Below are 16,508 nucleotides of genomic sequence, written 5' to 3' on the forward strand. Positions count from 1 at the left end.
GGGCACACTGGGGACACATGGAGGCTTCGGCGCCGACTCACCGGCCCCCTGGTGGTCAGGCTTCTTCGTCAGGGAGAAGCGTCCGTAGAAGCTCGTCGTCGGGTCCGAGCGGACGCCAGCCAGCCGGAGGCGGATTGGCAAGGAGCGCATCACTCGCCTGCCGCACGCGCGCTTCATGCGTTTCTGGGGTGTACGCAGACCAGCGACCAAGCACCATTGCAACCTCAAAGCGACTTGCGTCATCCAAGACGGGCGGCCAGCCGTTGGGGAGTCCCTCTCCCACTTCGCGCACGAGCACGTCTCGAACGAAGCACGTAACTCGATTGCGCTGCTCCGCCTCGTACAGCAGACCACTCAACACCTGCACCGCAGCAACGTCATTGCCCAACTCGTCGGCCAGGACGTACAGCGGAACGGCAGGTCGCGCCTCAGCAAAGGCGGACAGCGAGTCGTATCCCCGCTCTCGGACCCGTTCGTACAGGCGGACCTTGATGTTGCCCTGCCAAGCGGCTCCGTCGCTCATCGGCTTCTCCCAGTGACGAAGTTCATAGGGACCCTATAGTCCCGCATGCTCTTCGCGACGAGATTCAGGATCTCGTTCCGCGTCAGAGATCGACCAGCGGCAATCTCGGCGTCGCTCAGGGTCTTCATGATCATCCGATTCCACTCGCCGGGCCATGTGCGTCCCAACTTCCAGTTGCCCCCGCCGTGAATGGCCTCATGGAGGGACTGTTCCAGGCGGACGCAGAACTTGTCGATGTCCATGTCGCCCTTGAAGCCGCGCCGCTCGAACCACTCGCGGTGTTCCTTCGGCATGACGTGGTGCTTCGGTGCCTCGGACATGCCCGCTCCAGCTCTATCTGTCACCTGCATGCCGCGCACCTCGGGACTGTCGCCCAGCGCTTCTCGCACGCCCTTGGGCAAGTCCTGGTGCGCTTGCGCCATCATCACCTGCCCGCCGTGGATGCGGACGGCCGCGCTCACTGCCGGAACGGAGATGACGCCCGCCTGCACGAGCCTTCGCATCATCTCCACCCACTCCACGGAGACGACGATGCGAGAGCCCATCATGACGCCTCCCGAACCCATCGCGAGACTCATGCCGAGCGTCACCGGTGCGGCCGGGGGCAGTCGTGGCAGCGCCATTTTCAGTGTGGAAACCATGGACAGCATCTCCAACACCTGCACCGCCGTCAGCACCTTCTCACCCACCTTCATGTTCTCGCGGGTCTGCGCGTGGAGTGCGGCAAACTCCTGGGTCAGCTTCCCCATCAACTCAGGCATCGCCGTCGCCGCAGCCTCCGCCCTCTCCGAGTCTAGCGATTCGAGGTCCTTCAACGTGGGCTCCATCAGGCCCCGGACGCGGTGCAGCGCCACGAGCAGCTTCTCCTCGCCGCACACGAAGCAATGGTGGAGGACAGCGTCAGAGAGCAGAAGGAAGTCAACCCAGGTGGCCAGCAGCAGAGTCCCGAACATCGCGGCCTGGAGCTTGGGCCCTGTCATGCGAAGCACTCCCAACTCCATGTCCGAGTCACCCACTTCCGAGGCGACTTCCGTCAGCCCTGTGGCACTCCCGAGCGCACCACGGAGCCACGTCACCTGAGTGGCTCCGTGCTCGACAAAGCGAGTGAACACTCCCCCGTTCAATTTCCACCCACCCAGAGCCGGAGGCCGGTCCACCAGCTTGGTGAATGCCCCTTCAACCCCATCCAGCGAGGACTGCACTTCGTCGATGGCGTCGAGGACGGCCTGTCGCGGCGAGGCGCCAGTCTGCGCTCTACCCCCGGCGGCTCCGGATGCAGCCTTCGTTGCGGCAATTCGCGCCCCCACATGACGCACAAGTCGCTGTCGGGACCCGGACGCCGCGATGGAGTATGGGGCCGGACTGAAGGCATCGGGGCGTTCGTCGCTCGTAACATCCGCCCTCTCGGGAGAGGTCGCCCCGCGAGGCGTGTAGTTCAGCGTTCCGCCACGTCCGGATGCATGCGGCACCGACGCGCATCCCGTGGCAAGCACCACGGCCAGGAGCAGGGCATCAGCGCGCATTGTCCACCCCCAGGCCCACAGATGCGAAGGCGCCAGGCCGCAACGTCCCTTCAGTCGTGGGGAACAGCAGCGTGCCCCCCGTCCCCATCGCGTAGAGCTTCCCACCCAAGAATCGCCAGCGGACTTCCGCCGCCCCCAGGTAGCGCGCCCCTGGTTTGCCCGCGCCCACGGCGAGCCCCTTCACCGCGACTTCCAAGGCGCGCTCGAAGAGCTGCACCGCCACGCGACCGTCCACGTCGACGCGCCCCCACGAGAAGGCTTCCGCGCCCACCGAGAAGCTCAGGTGCTTGTAGGGCCCTCCGTAGCTGGCTGCATCCCACTCCACGAGGGCTTCCGCGAATGCGGAGTAGCCGTCCGGGAAGTGAGCATCCGCGAGCGGCACGCCGTCAGGGCCCGCCGCCTGGAAGCGCGCCAGTTCGTAGTCCGCGCCGAAGTAGCCTTGCCGGAAGCCACCCTGCTGGCGCCTCGCCTCCAGCCGAAGGCGCAGGTTGAACCTCTCGGAGAGGGAGTCCACCCCGCCCCCCACGACCGCACCCCAAGCACCGCCATCCCCGGGACGGCCACCCCACCCGGCATTCACGTAAGCCTCCATGCCGGACTGGGCCACCACTACCGCCATGGCGTCCAGGTGGGCCAGCGTCATCGATGGCGCCGCCCCTCCCGCTCGCCCCCAGTCATGGGCGGCAGACACGGCCAGCGTGTACCGGCCCCGCTGCTCGGGCTGCCCGAAGAGGAGGTGCTCCATGTCCAGGGAGAGCTCCGCTCCCAACAACCGCGCGCCGAGCACATCCGACGCGAACGCTTCCGTGTAGAGCGGGCCCAACGTGCCGGTGAAGATACCCCCGGCCGGGTGGTAGTCGGGATTCGTGCGGTTGGAGTAGCGGCGGACGAGATGGCCGGAGAGGAGCCGGTGTTCCTCCAGCGGGCCGAACCAGATTCCTAGCGGCGCGTTGTCCGACCCCAACAGGAGCCCTCGAACGAGCTGCCCCCAGTCCGAGAGCGTGTCCCAGTCCTCGCGACGCACGAGGGGCGCGCCATCCTCCTCACGCCAAAGACGGAAGCGCACGGGCGCCCCCAGGTTGACGCCGAACTCAGGCCCCCCGTCGAGGATGAAGGTGGGCTCCACCTGCACGAAGCCCTCGTCTTCCCCCACGCCAGCACGAGGCAGGAACGCCAGCGTCGTGGCCTCCAGCCGCATCAGGTGGTGCCACTTGCGCGCGGGTGGTGCCAGAGAGGGAGACGACGTCTCTTTCTCGGAAACGGGAGGCTCCGAGGCCCAGCCCAGCATGGGGAACAGCAACAGCAGCAATGCGACGAATCCACTTCGCTTCCTGCGCATACACGCCTCCTGTGCGTGCCCCGAATGAGGCACGAAGAACACACGTCTCCCGGTCGGCTTGAGCGGCTCGCGCCGTGCCGGTGGTGAATCAGCAGTGGTGGGGGAAAGAGGTGCCGCCGCTACGCGGTCGGCTGCTTCGTCAACGTGCGACGGCGCGGACCGGCACCGGGCTCCGTGGGCACATCATCCGGGTTGCGCGAGCCAAACGACGCTCGCCGCGTGCCCCTGGTGAAGGAGGACGCTGTGGTGGACTCAGCTCCGCTCCAAACCTCATGGACAGGCGGGGTGATGCCGCCTTCGTCGCTCGGCACCTCGAAGTCCCAGAGCTTGTCACTGGCCTGCGCGAGGGCGTGCTGAACCTCTCGCAACGCGTCCTACCTCGTGTAGCGCCCCAGTCGTGCCAGTTGGGCGCGAAGGACAAGCTCCAACTCGGCCGCCGTCCCGAAGCGCTCGGCGGGGTTGCGCCGTAGCAACGTGTGGAGGATGTCCCGGAGCGGCACCGCGAGCCCTTGCGCCGCGTGCTCTACGTCCTCGGAGCTGTAGGCCATGGCGCACCAGATGGCATCCTCCGCGAACGCTGGCAGCTCCGTCACGAGCGCGGCCACCGAGGCCGCGAGCACCTTCTCCCGCTCTTTGAGGACGCGGGAGCGAGGTGGCCAGCCGTCCCGCGAGACGGGAGAAGGCCACGCCAAAGTCGGTCAGCCGAATCTCTCCCTGGGGGCCCACGCTGATACGAGCGGGGTTCACGTCCCGGTTGACGATGCCGAGCGGGAAGCCCGCATCATCCGTGCGCGCGTGTGCATAGGCCAGGGCCGCCGCCACCTCCGCGCCCAAGTAGAGGATGAACGCCTCCGAGAAGTAGCAGCCGCGCGCCTGGGCGACAGCCAACAGCGTGTTGAGCGACAGTCCCTCGACGTTCTCCATCGCCACGCACAGTCCATGCTCGGTCTCGAAGAGGCCATGGACGCGCGCGATGCTCGGGTGGCGAAGGTACTGGGCGAGCCGAACCCCTTCCTCCAGGCGGATGCGGGTGCGAAGGAACTTCTCCGTCACGTCCGCCGCTTTCGGCAGGGGTAGGCACTTGAGCACAACGCATTCCCCGAGGCCCTTGGGCGTGCGGGTCTGCGCGAGGAGGATTCGCTCACCGACGCGGCCCTCTCCCAAGTCCCTGCAGAACTCGTAAGAGTTGTCGCCGTTGGTGAATAGGACAACGCTCCCGGCAGGCCGAAAGCCAGACGGACTGGACATGGACAGGAAGCTCCGAGCGCCCGCGCGAGAGGGATTCGCGCAAAGGCAGACTCAAGATACTGCCAGCCCTTCCAGACCTGAACGACCTGACAGGTCTAAAAAGATAGAATTACCTCTTACCCTGAGTGAACCCAAGGAGGCCCATTCTGCAAAGCCGCTTTACGTCCCCCGAGGAAACCAAACCAGAGTTCGTGAACCTCGATCACCTGATGGCGCAGACCGCCTTGTCGGTGGATTTGAGGTCGAACGCTTCGGGGTCAAACGGGCCGCCGAGCCACTGGAGCATGTCCTCGTGCTCCTCGTGCTCGGGGTCCTCAAGCACCTCAAGGAGGCGCTCGTAGCCGGGGATGCCGCCGCAGTCATCGGGCGGCGCCGCTCGCGCGCCAGCGGTGCACGCGGGGTATCTCTTGCCGGACTCGGCAGGCTGCACCTTCTTCACGCGGATGCGGTGCACCCAGTCGTCACCGAAGTCATAGATGTAGCCGAAGAGGCGACGAGCACGCGGGGCGATGTCCGCGACGGTGGACTTGCGCTCATCCCGCAGCTCCGAGTCGCCGAAGCCAAAGTCATCGGCATCTCCCGCCGTGTCCCCGTATCGCTGCCGCGAAGTGTCCTCGAACACGTGCATGTGGCTGTGGGTCCACCCAAAGGCCTCTTGCAGCACGTCGTGCAGCTTCGACAGGGGCATGTCACTGCGCACGTGAAGCTCGCGCCAGATGGCCGGCTGGATGCCCACCAACTCGACGTGCAGCACGTGAATGGAAGGCTCGGCAGTCGTCTTCTTACGGGAAGCCATGGACGAGGGCGCATGTAGCCGCTCCGGCCATGAAGGGAAAGCGTCCTGCAAGCCCTGCGGGAAGTCCTCCTCGGCACGCCCCAGGAGTGCGGCTGGCAAAGGCCCACTTGGAGCCGCGAGCTGCTCTGCCTGGAAATGGGCCGCCGGGGCGTCCCCAAGGTGTCTGTGGCCACGATGGGCAGAGCGCTCGGAGCGGTGGGCGCCAGCCTCAAGAGGCCCAAGCCGTTCGTGCTGTGCCCGTGGCCGCGGATGAAGCGACAACGGCGCATCTTCCAACTGCGCAGACTGGCGGCAGCCTGCTGCGTCCGAGAGCCCGTCTTCTACGTGGACGAGGTGGACATCCACCTCAACCCCAAGGTCGGTCCGGATTGGATGTTGAAGGGCCGCAGACGCCACGACGCGCAAGGTGACGTGGGTGAAGGGCACGAGCAAGGCCAGCTCCCTCTTCATCTCGCTGCTGTGGCGGCTGGCCACCGAGAACAAGCGAGCGCGGCGCATCCACCTCATCCTCGACAATGCCTCCATCCACGACAGCAGAAAGACGCGCTTGGCCCTGGCTCAACTGGGTGGCCGAATCGTCCTGCACTTCCCGCCGCCCTACTGCCCCGAGGAGAATCGCATCGAGCGCCGCTGGCTCGACCTGCACGCCAGCGTCACCCTGAACTCGCAGGCAAGGCGATAGGAAACCCCAAGCAGGACGCGCTGTTACCCGCTATCGCCTTGATTCTCCTCGGATTCATCCTCCCGCCCCGTCCCATGCTGTTCCCTGGTGTGCCCACTCAATCCACGCTGGAGGGGCACACTGGAGGCACATGGAAGCATGGCGTCAGTTCGTGCTGATTCGGTCCTGGGAAGACTGGAGTCCTCGGGGGCGCCGGATGCCCAGCTCGACCATCACCTCGTGGGCTCGCCTGGCCATCTCGTGCAGCTCGGCTGATGCGTCCTCCCGGCCGTACGCATCTCCCTCTCCGAGCCAGCGACGCAGGTCCGCCGCCAGTTCACTCGCCGATTGATAGCGGTCGTCCGGACGGGGCTGGAGGAGCTTGCGGAGCACCAAACCCAGCCCCTGCGGAAGCTGCTCCGTCAACACCTCCAAGTCCGCCTGCGTGTAGGTCGCCGCGCGCCAGATGGCGTCCGCCACCAGGGGCTCGCTGCCCGCGAGCTGGGCTCGCTTGATGGCATGCCGGACACGCCTGCGCTGCCTGACCGACAGCGAGCCCTTCACCTCTTCGGTCAGGGTGTCCGGGGCATCCAGGAGGTTCTTCCCCGTCGCGAGTTCGAGCAGGACGTTACCCAGCGCGAAGAGGTCCGAGCGCGCGTCCGCACGGCCCGTCAGGAGCATTTCCGGAGAGGAGTAGAACGCATCCCCATGCGGCCGGTGCACCGTGGATGAAACGCGGCCGGGCAGGTCCGACATGGCGAGCCCGAAGTCGGAGACCTGCACGTCGCCGTTCCAATCAACGAAGAGGTGCTCCACGTCGAGCGCCCGGTGGACGATGTTGAGGGGGCGCCCCTGCTCGTCCTTCGCCTCCTGGGCATGCTCCAGGGCCTCGGCGACGCGAGCCCCGACATGGAGTGCGCAGAAGGGAGAGAACCGGCCACCGCACTCCCCGGAGAGCGTCAACAGGGTGTTGATGCTGTGCCCCGACGGATGCTCGGTGATGACGTACCAGCAGCCCTCCGCCTTGTGCAGCCCGTGGACACGGAGGATGACCGGATGGTCGAGGTACGTCGCGAGGCGCACCTGCTCTTCCAGCTTCGCCCGCGCCCGCTTGACGCGAGGTGGCTCCAGCAACTGCGAAACGCTCGCGGCCTTGAGCAGCACCTTGCCTCGGATGCTTCCCTCCGAAGTGCGGCGCCGGGCGAGCAGGAGACTCAATCCGTGGTGAACCTCTCCCAGGTCTTCGCGGAACTCGTACTGGAAGCCGTCCCGCATGAAGAGAATCGCTCCGCGTGGGAGCCTGAACTCACTTGCCGACATGCTCGTTTCTCCTTCGCGCAGGCATCCTTGGCCAACGCGTCGCGAGCGATGTTACCCGTGAGATGGGCAGCTACGGAACGACCCTGGGAGGTCCTGTCGCGTCTGGAGAGGAGGGCGCCGGAATCGAACACCTACCCAACACGTCACCCGGCGCCACTCATGGCCAGCGGTCCACGACAAACCCGCCGTCCCGATTTTGCCCCTTCACCTTGCCGTCCTTGAACGCGTAGACACGCCCCTCCACCACGAAGCAGATGGGCTGCTCGTCCTGCCCTGGAAGCTTCACGCGGTCATAGCGGATGACGAGCGCTGGCCCATCCGCACGTCCCATCTTGTCGGAGAGGTAGTACGCCTTGCCGTAGAAGCGTGTCCCAGCAGGGGCGACCGCCGCTTGCCGGTCGTCGTTGAGGCCTTCCGGAACGACGCTCACCACCGCCGCGCCAGGCGTAAACCACACGTCTGCGTCATCGTCCTCGCTGGCGTCGAGTTTCAGGCCGAAATCGTCCCCGACCTTCCAGTGAAGCTGGTGCCGCATCGTTTCCTTCGCTCCAGCAGGACAGGTGAACGATTCGGGCCGGATTTGGGCACTGGGACAACCCGCCGCCAGCGCCGCGACAAGCGACAGCGACGCGCACTCCACGGCGGCAACCGACTTCTTCGGGACTCGGAGCGTGCGTCCTGGGGGCGGCGTTTCAGACGGAGGGGTCTTCACGGTTGAACCTTCTTTCTGTGCGTCGTCGATCTCCTGCGCCGAGGGAGCCACGGGGGAAAGACCAGGGGAGGACATAGCAGGAGGGGCTATCCTGGGCGGGGCGGATTGTGGAGGGCTGGGAGGGCGCAGGCCCGCGGCGATGCGCGGTTCGACAGGGGGCCCGGGGAGCGCCGCCGAATAGCGCCAGAGGGCCGTCGCAACGACGAGCGCCACGACACCAACGATGCCTGGGAACCACCTTCCCAATGCGCGTGGTCGCCCCACCATGGCCACATGCCGCTTGAGGGACTGGGGAGGGGAGGGAATCGTCAGTGCCGCAGGTGGTGGCCCGCCCTGGCGTTGTTCAGCGGGCGGATGGGCCGGTACGTCATACTCAGCGGAGCGCTCGGCGAGGAGATCCGCCAGTTCGCGGCGCAGCGCCTCGGTATCGACCGGACGCCGCTTGGGGTCCAGGGCCACCAGGTTCTCAATCAGGTCGCTCACTGCTTCTGGAACCCGCGCATTCGCCAGTCGGGGCGACGGCGGTGGTAGGGCCGCGTTGTTCAAGTCGAAGCGCGGACGAAACTTCGTCGGTCGCGGGTCCGTCAGCAGCTCATGAAGCATGACACCGACCGCGAAGATTTCGTCGGCGACCTGGAAGGCGTAGCGAGCGCGGTGCTCGTCCTTGTGCTCGCGCAGGAACTCGAACTGCTCGGGCGCGCGATAGCGTTCCGTGCCCGGAGGTAAGCCCCCGTCCGTCAAGGCTTCGGCGAGTGTGTAGGTCGCGCAACTGAAGTCGATGATGACGGGCTCTCCGTCACTCTTCCGGATGAGCACGTTGGACAGCTTCAGGTCCCGATGGAGGATGCCCCGTCCGTGCATGTACGCCAGCGCACCGGTGAGCTTCTCGAAGACTCTGAGTATCTCGCGAACGGTCGGGTGCTTGCGCTCGGCCCATTCCGCGAGCGTCCAGCCGTCCACGTAGTCGAGCGCGAGGTAGAGGTTTCCACTCTCCGCGAGTCCATGCCCTTGCGGCCGGACGATGTTCGGATGGTTCAGCATGAGCAGTGCCGTCAACTCCCGCAGCGTCCGGGCATGGGTCTGCTTGGAGTCGCCGCTGGACTCCCGGTGCTGGGCCACCTTGATGGCGCGGTGCCTGCCGTTCTTTTCTCCAAGGAAGACGCACGCGAAACCTCCGTCACCGAGGGCCTTTGAAACCTGCCACCCGTCGATCAACGAACCGGGCAGGGCGTGGAGCAATGTCGGGTTCATGGGGTTCCTCCTGAACGAGGCAGCGGGAAGCGCACGTCCGGAATCGTGAGACGACGCCCCCCATCCCCACGCACCTCCAAGGTGAAGACGAGGTCCGAGTCCGTCTCTGGCACTTCAACAACCGCAAGCACTTGCCCCTCCTCTCCCGCGGGGATTGCCCCCAGCGTCTTCGCTACGAGCCGTGCCCGCAGGGGTATGCCGTCACGCCCCAGGAACGTTGCCTCTTGTGGTGTCCAGGCGGGGCGGTTGCGACCATTCGTGATCTTCACTTCCATCAGGATCCAACCCGTGCCCCGGAAGGCTACGGACGCTCGCGATGAAAGCCCGTGTGCGGCGTCTTTCACTCCTTTGCCGAGGGTCGTCGTGACGCCCGTCTTGTCCAAATAGCCGAGCAGCACGAAGTCCTCCGGCTTTGGCGTCGGGGCTTGTGCGGTGGGCTGGCAGGCGGCATTGGGCGGCTCCGGGCGCTGCACGTCGATCAGTGCGTCAACGTTGCTCGGGTCTGTCACGAGCACGAAGGCGGCGCGGGAGGGCACCTGGCCGTCGGCGAAGAAGACTCCGATCTCCTGACGCTCGCCGTCGGTGAGGTTGGCCACGGGCTGAACGATGATGGAGCGCTCGCCCGCATCCAGGATGCGAATCCGGGATTCGTCGAAGGTGAGGGTCTTCCGCTGGATCGGCGCGGAGAACAGGAACACCGTCCGGGCGTCCGCCGCGACATGGACGACGGGCAGCGGTTCGGCAGGTGTGCTGGCGATGGTCACGGAGCGCTTACGGTCAACGCCCGCCTCCGTGGCCGGCTGGGCCTGCGCGGCAGCTCCCCACGCGAGCGCCAGCGTCAGGGGAAGAACCAATCTGAAGGGTTGGAGCAAGGATGCGTGACCTCCCGAATTGGAAGGTTACCATCGTGAATGCACGCGCAGTGGGGCTCTTTCCTACAGCGCGCCGCAGCCCGGGGGGTCACCGGTACAACTGACATCCCGCCCCGTTCCTCACCCTTCCCCGGTGTTTCCGCGTCAATCCATACTGGAGGGGCACACGGAGGGCACACGCGGCCCAACAGGGGCAATCCGCTTATGGGTGTATCGGCCCGAGTTCCCCATTCTCACAGGGCTCGCGAGAAGCCCATGGGAGGCTGACGGGAGCGTGTGCCCTGGCGAGGTGGAACTAGAGGAACCAGTTCACCGGATGAACGAGTCGGAGAAACTTCGACGTCACCTCGTAACATGGTGGAGAGCGCGGAGCCCGTCGCGGTCGACTTCTCGTCCTACCTCCGCGTGTCGGACAGCGCGTCCACGCCACAGGTGTCCTACAGCATCCCGAACGGCTCGGGCGGTCGCTGTGACTCCACGAGCCCTGCGTTGACGGCGTGGCTGCGCTTCCCCGTCATCCCCACCGTCCTCCGACGGCGTGTCACACCGGTGTCGCCACACGGCTGAGACCTGCCGCGTCACGCTTGCGTCAGGCGCATGTGCTATCCCCCGGAATTCCTTACCCGGAGGAAACGCATGAATTTCCGCAATTTCGCGCTCGCCTGTGCTCTGTCTCTCGGAGTCACGGCCTGTGGCAGCACGTCCCCCGACGAGTCGCCAGTCGTCCCTGTCGAGGAGACGGGCGTCTCCACCGCCGCGGCGACGGCCACCCGCATCTACGCGTACGAGCCCACCGGCACGCACGAGCTCAGCTTCGAGACGCTGGGCACCTTCGAGACGCGCAACAACCGCCGCGTGCTCGTGATTCGTGGCACCACCAACCGCTACCTCCGCGATGTCTTCAGCTTCGTGCCGGATGACGCCTTCGGCACGGCGAGCGTCATCAGCGAGCGGCGCTTCGAGGTGGTGCTGGAGGAGGGCCACGAGCTGAACACGATGCTCTCCGGCCTGCCGCTGCTGGTCTCCATCGACACCTTCACGGGCTCGCCGACACGGTACTACGCGCAGCTCATCCTCACGCCCCGCTTCTTCGACTTCCGTGGGCCGAACTCCATCTCCGTCTTCGAGAACGTCGACCCGGTCTACGTGCGCAACACGGCCGGCACCGAGGCCCTGATGTACCGCGGCCGGGTGGACTCGGCGGCCACGTCGCTCACCGTCACCGCGCCGGACGGCGTGCCGACGGTCTCCCGCGTGGACGCGGACACCTTCAACCTGGACTGGCGCTACCCGGCCGTGCACCAGGCCGTGGACCCGCACACCATTCCCCTCACCTTCACCGCCGCGCTGAACACCGGCGCCGTGGTGGACGAGACGGCGCGCCTCGTGGTGCGCGTCACCGGGCTGGCCATCAGCACCAACGACGACCCGTACAACACGTGGCCGTCCCCCGCCTGCCAGCCGGCCGTCTACAACTGCTACCACTCGAAGCCCGCGGGCACGCTGGACTTCAGCTCGTGCGGTACCTACCGCCAGGTGCAGCGCTGCACGTACGCGAGCGCCTGCGAGGTGCTCCCCGGCCAGCCGCTGTCGCTCACCGAAATTGGCTTCCCGCCCCCGGCGCACGGGCTCCAGGCGCCCGTCTCCGACTCCTTGGCCACGACGTGGTACGGGCTGGTCGGCATCGACGCGTACAGCACCCCGGAGTGCCCGGCCACGCCGGTGACCGTCCAGGCGGTGGTGGACCACCTCCACGAGACGACGCAGGCAGTGCCGCCGTTCGATTGGGGCGTGGCCACCGACCGCGCCGGCCTGGTGGATAACAACTACTTCTTCGGCTCGAGCAGCTCCCCGCTGCTGGCCGCCATCGACACGTTCGCGGGCGGTGGCCCCATCCAGGCGTGGTTCGCCTGGGAGGAGCTCCCCTGCCACAACTGCCACAGTTACGCTGAGTACGGCATCCTGTACTACCCGAACAGCGGCAAGGTCATCTCGCTGAAGAGCTACCACGGCTACGACTGGTGATGAGCTCCCGCCCGGGCCGCCCCCAGCGCCCGGGCAGTCCTCCTCCAGGGAGCCGCCGCAGCTGGGCGTGATCCGGTTCGATGGACAGGTTGACTGCGCCGCTGCGCTTTCGAACTCGGCCGGCGCAGCGTAGCCGATTGCCGAGTGCAGGCGCTGTTGGTTGTAGAAGACCTCGATGTAGTCGAACAGCCTCACCTTGTGCCCATCCTCGCCAAGACGGGCGACTACACGGGGCAGCTGTGGAAGCTGACTCCGGTGACTCCGCCCCGCGGGGTACGAACGCACGGACGAAGTTCAGGGACAGGCGGCATGGTCAGCCCGGCCACCCGAGGGTGACGCACATGACTCCAGACGAAAACCGCATCATCGACGTGGGCTTCGACGAGAAACACATCCTGCTGCACCTGACGGACGGCCGCGTGCTGGCCACGCCACTCAGCGGCTCCCTTCGCGTCGCCAAGGCCACGCCCGAACAACGGCTCGATTGGGTTCTCACCGAAGACAGGCGCGGCGTGAACTGGCCGGCGCTATGGACTCCCGCCCCCGATGGAATGGTCAGCGTCTGGGCCATCGAGCAGGATGCGCTCTACGAGCATGCCCTCGCGCGGCTGCGACACGCCAACAGGGATTTGTCTGCCTTGCCACCCGACGAGCGCGAGCTGGTCGCGCTGTGGCGCATGGAGGCCGACATCAACAACGGCGGATTCATGCAGTTCTTCTGCAATTGGGGTGAAGAGACCTGCCATCTGGCCATCGAGGCGCTGGGCAGGATTGGCGCCCATGGCACACAACAATGTCTGGATGACATGCTGCACGTCATTGCCCACCATGGGGAGACCGATGAGCTGGTATCGCTGTCCGCTCTGCCTGGCATGCTGACCGAAGCCGAACGGAACCGACTGTATGCACTGGACCAGGCGTTCTGGAAATATCCCGACCCGCTCGACAAGCAGGTCGTGCGGCACTACGCGCCGCGAGTGGTAACCCGTGCCGGCTCCACGGACTGAGCGGACGACCCGGTCAGGGTCGATTTGAACTGACTGGGATAAGCGCTCAGGATGCGCCGCGCCCGAGCGGAATGCGATTCCCGCGCCGGCGGGCGCCTCCATGAAAAGAATTGCACTCCTTCCCTCCCTGCTCACGCTCCTGGCCTGCGGCCCCACGGCCGTGGAGTCACCCGCGCCCACCTCGGACTCCCAGACCTCCTCGCTGGCGGCGCCACAATGGCTCGCAACCACCGCGGCGGTCTACGCGCGAGGCAATGCCACCGCCACGCGGCTGGCCACCGGACAGGTGCTTGTCACCGGTGGAAGCAACTCCAGCGCCGTGACGGCCAGCGCGGAACTGTACAATCCGGCCACCGCCACGTGGACCACCACGGGTTCCATGATCACCGGCCGCAGCGAGCACACCGCCACCCTGCTCGACAATGGCCGGGTGCTGATAGCGAATGGATACGGCGGCGGCGGCGCGGGTGTCGTGCTCAGCTCCGCGGAGATCTATGCACCGACGACGGGGACCTGGACCGCCACCAACCCCGGCGCACAAGCACGCACGGTGGCGCAGGCCGCGAAGCTCTCCACGGGCAAGGTGCTCATCACGGGCGGATATTCGGGCGCAGTGGGCATCCTCTCCAGCGCGGACCTCTATGACCCGTTCACGAACAGCTGGACGGCCACGGGCATGAATGGAAGTCGCTATCGCCACACGCTGACCGCGCTGCCCGGCGGCAAGGCGCTCGTCACCGGCGGCAGCAGCCGGCTCAGCACGCTGAGCACCGCGGAGCTGTTCGACTCCGCGACGAACACCTTCACCTATGTCGCGCCCATGAGCCGGGCGCGCCACAGCCACACCGCCACGCTGCTGCCCTCCGGCAAGGTCCTCATCGCTGGCGGCAGCGGCACCAACACGGCCGAACTCTATGACCCGGCCACCAACACCTGGGCGCCCACCGGCTCCCTGTCCCGCGCCCGCTCGAGTCACCACGCGATGCTGCTCCCGTCCGGAAAGGTGCTCGTCTTCGACAGCAGCGGCACCAGCGAGCTCTACAACCCCGCCACGGGCACCTGGAACATCTCCGCGCCCCTGCTCTCCAGCCGCACCGTCGGCGTGGCCGCCCTCCTGCGCTCCGGTCAGGTGCTGTTCTCCGGAGGATTCATCGGCTCCACCGCCTCGGCCGCCACCGAGCTGTACGAGCCGGGGCAGCAGTCCTGGAGCGCCACCGGCTCGCTCTGGGTGGGACGCTGCCAGCACACCGCCACGGAGCTGCCCTCGGGGGCGGTGCTCGTGGCGGGTGGCGCGAGCTCCGGCACCCCGCTCACCAGCGTGGAGTCCTATGACCCAGGCCTGAAGACCTGGAGCACGCTGGGGTCGATGACGGAGGCGCGCAGCGGGCATGTGGCCGTGAGGCTGCCGTGGGGGCACGTGCTGGTCATCGGCGGCAATGCGTCCACCACTCAGACGACGTCGGAGCTGTACGACCCGGACACCAACACCTGGACGCCGCAGGGCAGCCTGCTCTCGCCGCGCTCGGAGTTCACCGCCACGGTGCTGCCCTCCGGAAAGGTGGTCGTCGCCGGGGGCCGCACCGCCACCATCAACTACCTCACCAGCGCGGAGGTGTATGACCCGGCCACGGGCACCTGGTCGGCCACGGGCAGCCTGGGCTTCGGCCGCGCGGACCACTCCGCCGTCCTGCTCGCGGATGGTCGGGTGATGGCGGCGAGCGGCACGTACTTCGCCAACTCCATGACGTCACAGACTCCGACGGTGGAGCTGTATGACCCGGCCACGGGCACCTGGACGGGCACCAGCAACATCGCCTTCTCGGGGCGCAGCGACTTCACCTTGAACCTGCTGGACTCGGGTCTGGCGCTCGCCGTCGGTGGACGCAGCGGCAACTCCATCCCCTTCGGCGCGTTCTCGGTGAATGCGTCGAGCCTGTACTCGCCGACGACGGCGACGTGGGCCGCGACGGGGAGCCTGGCCACCACCCGTCACCTCCACTCGAGCGTCGTACTTGCCTCGGGCTCACTCCTGACGGTGGGCGGACTGTCGCGCGTGGGCGGCGGCCAGCCCGTCACCACCACCCTGGCCAACGCGGAGCTGTTCAACCCGGCGACGAACACGTGGAAGGAGACCGCGGGCATGCTCGTCGCCCGGGCGGACTTCACGCTGACGCCGCTCTACACCCAGGAGGTCCTGGCGGTGGGCTGCGGGCCCGCGGGCGAGCCCTCGGCGGAGCTGTACACGCCGTAGGTTCGCGACCCGGGGCGACGGCGCCGCTTCAACCACAGCCCCAAATGCAACCGCCGCCTCCGGCATCCCTGGCCGGAGGCGGCGGTGTCGGGAAGCGCGTGACTACGGAACCGCGCTCACATCCACGTCAATCACACGCGGCTCCTCGGTGTGATTCTCCGTGGTGACGGCGGCCACGGAAGCGCCCACCTGGAGCGTCAGCGCCCAGGTTCCATCCGTGAGCCGGTTGGGCACGTACTTCCAGAAGAGCCTCGCCCGGCCCGTCGTCAGCCCCTCGGCCCCGAGGGCCTCGGTGGCCTTCCGCTCGATTTCGGCCGTGCTCAGCCGGGTCCGCAGGAGGTGGCCCTCACGCGCCAGCGCGGGCCAGGTGATGAGCGCTCGCTGGAAGCTGCCGTCCACGCCGTGCGTCACCACCGCGCGGTGGCCCTGCACACGGATGCCATTGATGGCGCGCAGGACGAAGGTCTTGTGCCGGTGGAGCTCCGCGGGCTCGATGGTGCCCACATCCTCGCTCTGGAGGAAGGACGCCACCTGCCGGATTTCACCCACCTCCGTGGTGGGAATGCCCCAGCGCTGCAGCCGGGCCAGGGAGTTGCGCTGCAGGACCGCGGGCTCCTGCCTCGTCACGGGCCCGCTCTCCACCTTGTTCAGCACCAGGGCACGGCCCGACGCACCATCCCGCTCCAGCTTCCAGCTCGCTGACTCCAAATCGAGACGGGTGCCCATCTCGCCCGACACGGTGAAGGGCTCCGTCGTGCCAATCAGTCCCCGCTGGAGAATCGCGTCGTTGAAAGCGTTGGCCGGCAGCAACTGGGTGGGCAGCCCACCGGACGGCGGCGTGGCGATGCCGGTGGTATCGAACTCGAAGCTCAGGGCGGTCGCAGCGCTGGTGACCTGCGCGGGCCGCGTGTCGGCGGTCTCCTCGGCGAGGGGTGTCACGTTGTCGCAGCCGAGCATCGCGGTGAGCGGCAGGGCGGTCA

Annotated in this window: 14 protein-coding genes and 1 pseudogene; 5 read left to right on the forward strand and 10 right to left on the reverse strand. The window is 67.1% G+C overall.

The window, feature by feature from the left end; genetic code table 11:
* Positions 1–55: 55 nt before the first annotated feature.
* The 6 genes and pseudogenes from ACN469_RS21450 to ACN469_RS21475 form a co-directional block, all read right to left on the reverse strand.
* On the reverse strand, positions 56–523 hold the full coding sequence (locus ACN469_RS21450) for an NUDIX hydrolase (RefSeq protein ID WP_498770598.1): 468 nt from the start codon (positions 521–523) through the stop codon (positions 56–58).
* Positions 520–2,019 carry a DUF2380 domain-containing protein gene (locus ACN469_RS21455; RefSeq protein WP_498770599.1) on the reverse strand — a complete coding sequence of 500 codons (1,500 nt, stop codon included), beginning with the start codon at positions 2,017–2,019 and terminating at the stop codon, positions 520–522. Before ACN469_RS21455 ends, ACN469_RS21450 begins: the two co-directional genes overlap by 4 nt.
* Before the next feature lie 16 nt (positions 2,020–2,035).
* Positions 2,036–3,385, reverse strand: a complete 1,350-nt coding sequence (locus ACN469_RS21460) for a hypothetical protein (RefSeq protein WP_498770600.1) — start codon at positions 3,383–3,385, stop codon at positions 2,036–2,038.
* A 374-nt stretch (positions 3,386–3,759) separates the two neighbouring features.
* Positions 3,760–4,005, reverse strand: coding sequence for a hypothetical protein (locus ACN469_RS21465; protein ID WP_498770613.1), 246 nt, complete (start codon positions 4,003–4,005; stop codon positions 3,760–3,762).
* 121 nt (positions 4,006–4,126) lie between these two features.
* Positions 4,127–4,633 (reverse strand): annotated as a pseudogene (locus tag ACN469_RS21470) (protein kinase domain-containing protein); the annotation flags it as partial.
* A gap of 202 nt (positions 4,634–4,835) precedes the next feature.
* Positions 4,836–5,429: a plasmid pRiA4b ORF-3 family protein gene (locus ACN469_RS21475; RefSeq protein WP_498770601.1), complete on the reverse strand. Its 594-nt coding sequence runs from the start codon at positions 5,427–5,429 to the stop codon at positions 4,836–4,838.
* Positions 5,430–5,844: 415 nt separating this feature from the next.
* Between ACN469_RS21475 and ACN469_RS21480 the strand changes: the two genes are divergently transcribed.
* Positions 5,845–6,111 (forward strand): transposase, encoded by a 267-nt coding sequence (locus ACN469_RS21480; protein WP_498770602.1) that lies wholly within the window; start codon positions 5,845–5,847, stop codon positions 6,109–6,111.
* Between the two features lie 144 nt (positions 6,112–6,255).
* Here ACN469_RS21480 and ACN469_RS21485 read toward each other — a convergent pair whose 3' ends face one another.
* From ACN469_RS21485 to ACN469_RS21495, 3 genes are all read right to left on the reverse strand, one after another.
* Complete coding sequence (locus ACN469_RS21485; protein ID WP_498770603.1) at positions 6,256–7,410, reverse strand: serine/threonine protein kinase; 1,155 nt, start codon at positions 7,408–7,410, stop codon at positions 6,256–6,258.
* Between the two features lie 157 nt (positions 7,411–7,567).
* Positions 7,568–9,373, reverse strand: a complete 1,806-nt coding sequence (locus ACN469_RS21490; protein WP_498770604.1) for a serine/threonine protein kinase — start codon at positions 9,371–9,373, stop codon at positions 7,568–7,570.
* Positions 9,370–10,245 carry a DUF2381 family protein gene (locus tag ACN469_RS21495; RefSeq protein WP_498770605.1) on the reverse strand — a complete coding sequence of 292 codons (876 nt, stop codon included), beginning with the start codon at positions 10,243–10,245 and terminating at the stop codon, positions 9,370–9,372. Before ACN469_RS21495 ends, ACN469_RS21490 begins: the two co-directional genes overlap by 4 nt.
* Before the next feature lie 354 nt (positions 10,246–10,599).
* Between ACN469_RS21495 and ACN469_RS21500 the strand changes: the two genes are divergently transcribed.
* From ACN469_RS21500 to ACN469_RS21515, 4 genes are all read left to right on the forward strand, one after another.
* Complete coding sequence (locus tag ACN469_RS21500; RefSeq protein ID WP_498770606.1) at positions 10,600–10,812, forward strand: hypothetical protein; 213 nt, start codon at positions 10,600–10,602, stop codon at positions 10,810–10,812.
* Between the two features lie 69 nt (positions 10,813–10,881).
* Positions 10,882–12,270 (forward strand): hypothetical protein, encoded by a 1,389-nt coding sequence (locus ACN469_RS21505; RefSeq protein ID WP_498770607.1) that lies wholly within the window; start codon positions 10,882–10,884, stop codon positions 12,268–12,270.
* A 341-nt stretch (positions 12,271–12,611) separates the two neighbouring features.
* Positions 12,612–13,277, forward strand: coding sequence for a DMP19 family protein (locus ACN469_RS21510; RefSeq protein WP_498770608.1), 666 nt, complete (start codon positions 12,612–12,614; stop codon positions 13,275–13,277).
* Between the two features lie 100 nt (positions 13,278–13,377).
* The gene (locus ACN469_RS21515; protein WP_498770609.1) at positions 13,378–15,528 is read left to right on the forward strand and encodes a Kelch repeat-containing protein; all 2,151 of its coding nucleotides are present in this window, start codon (positions 13,378–13,380) and stop codon (positions 15,526–15,528) included.
* 102 nt (positions 15,529–15,630) lie between these two features.
* Here the strand turns inward: ACN469_RS21515 and ACN469_RS21520 are convergent.
* A partial coding sequence (locus ACN469_RS21520) for a hypothetical protein (protein WP_498770610.1) occupies positions 15,631–16,508 on the reverse strand: 878 nt, incomplete at its 5' end.

It is taken from the genome of Corallococcus terminator (assembly GCF_049194865.1).
GTDB lineage: Bacteria > Myxococcota > Myxococcia > Myxococcales > Myxococcaceae > Myxococcus > Myxococcus terminator_A.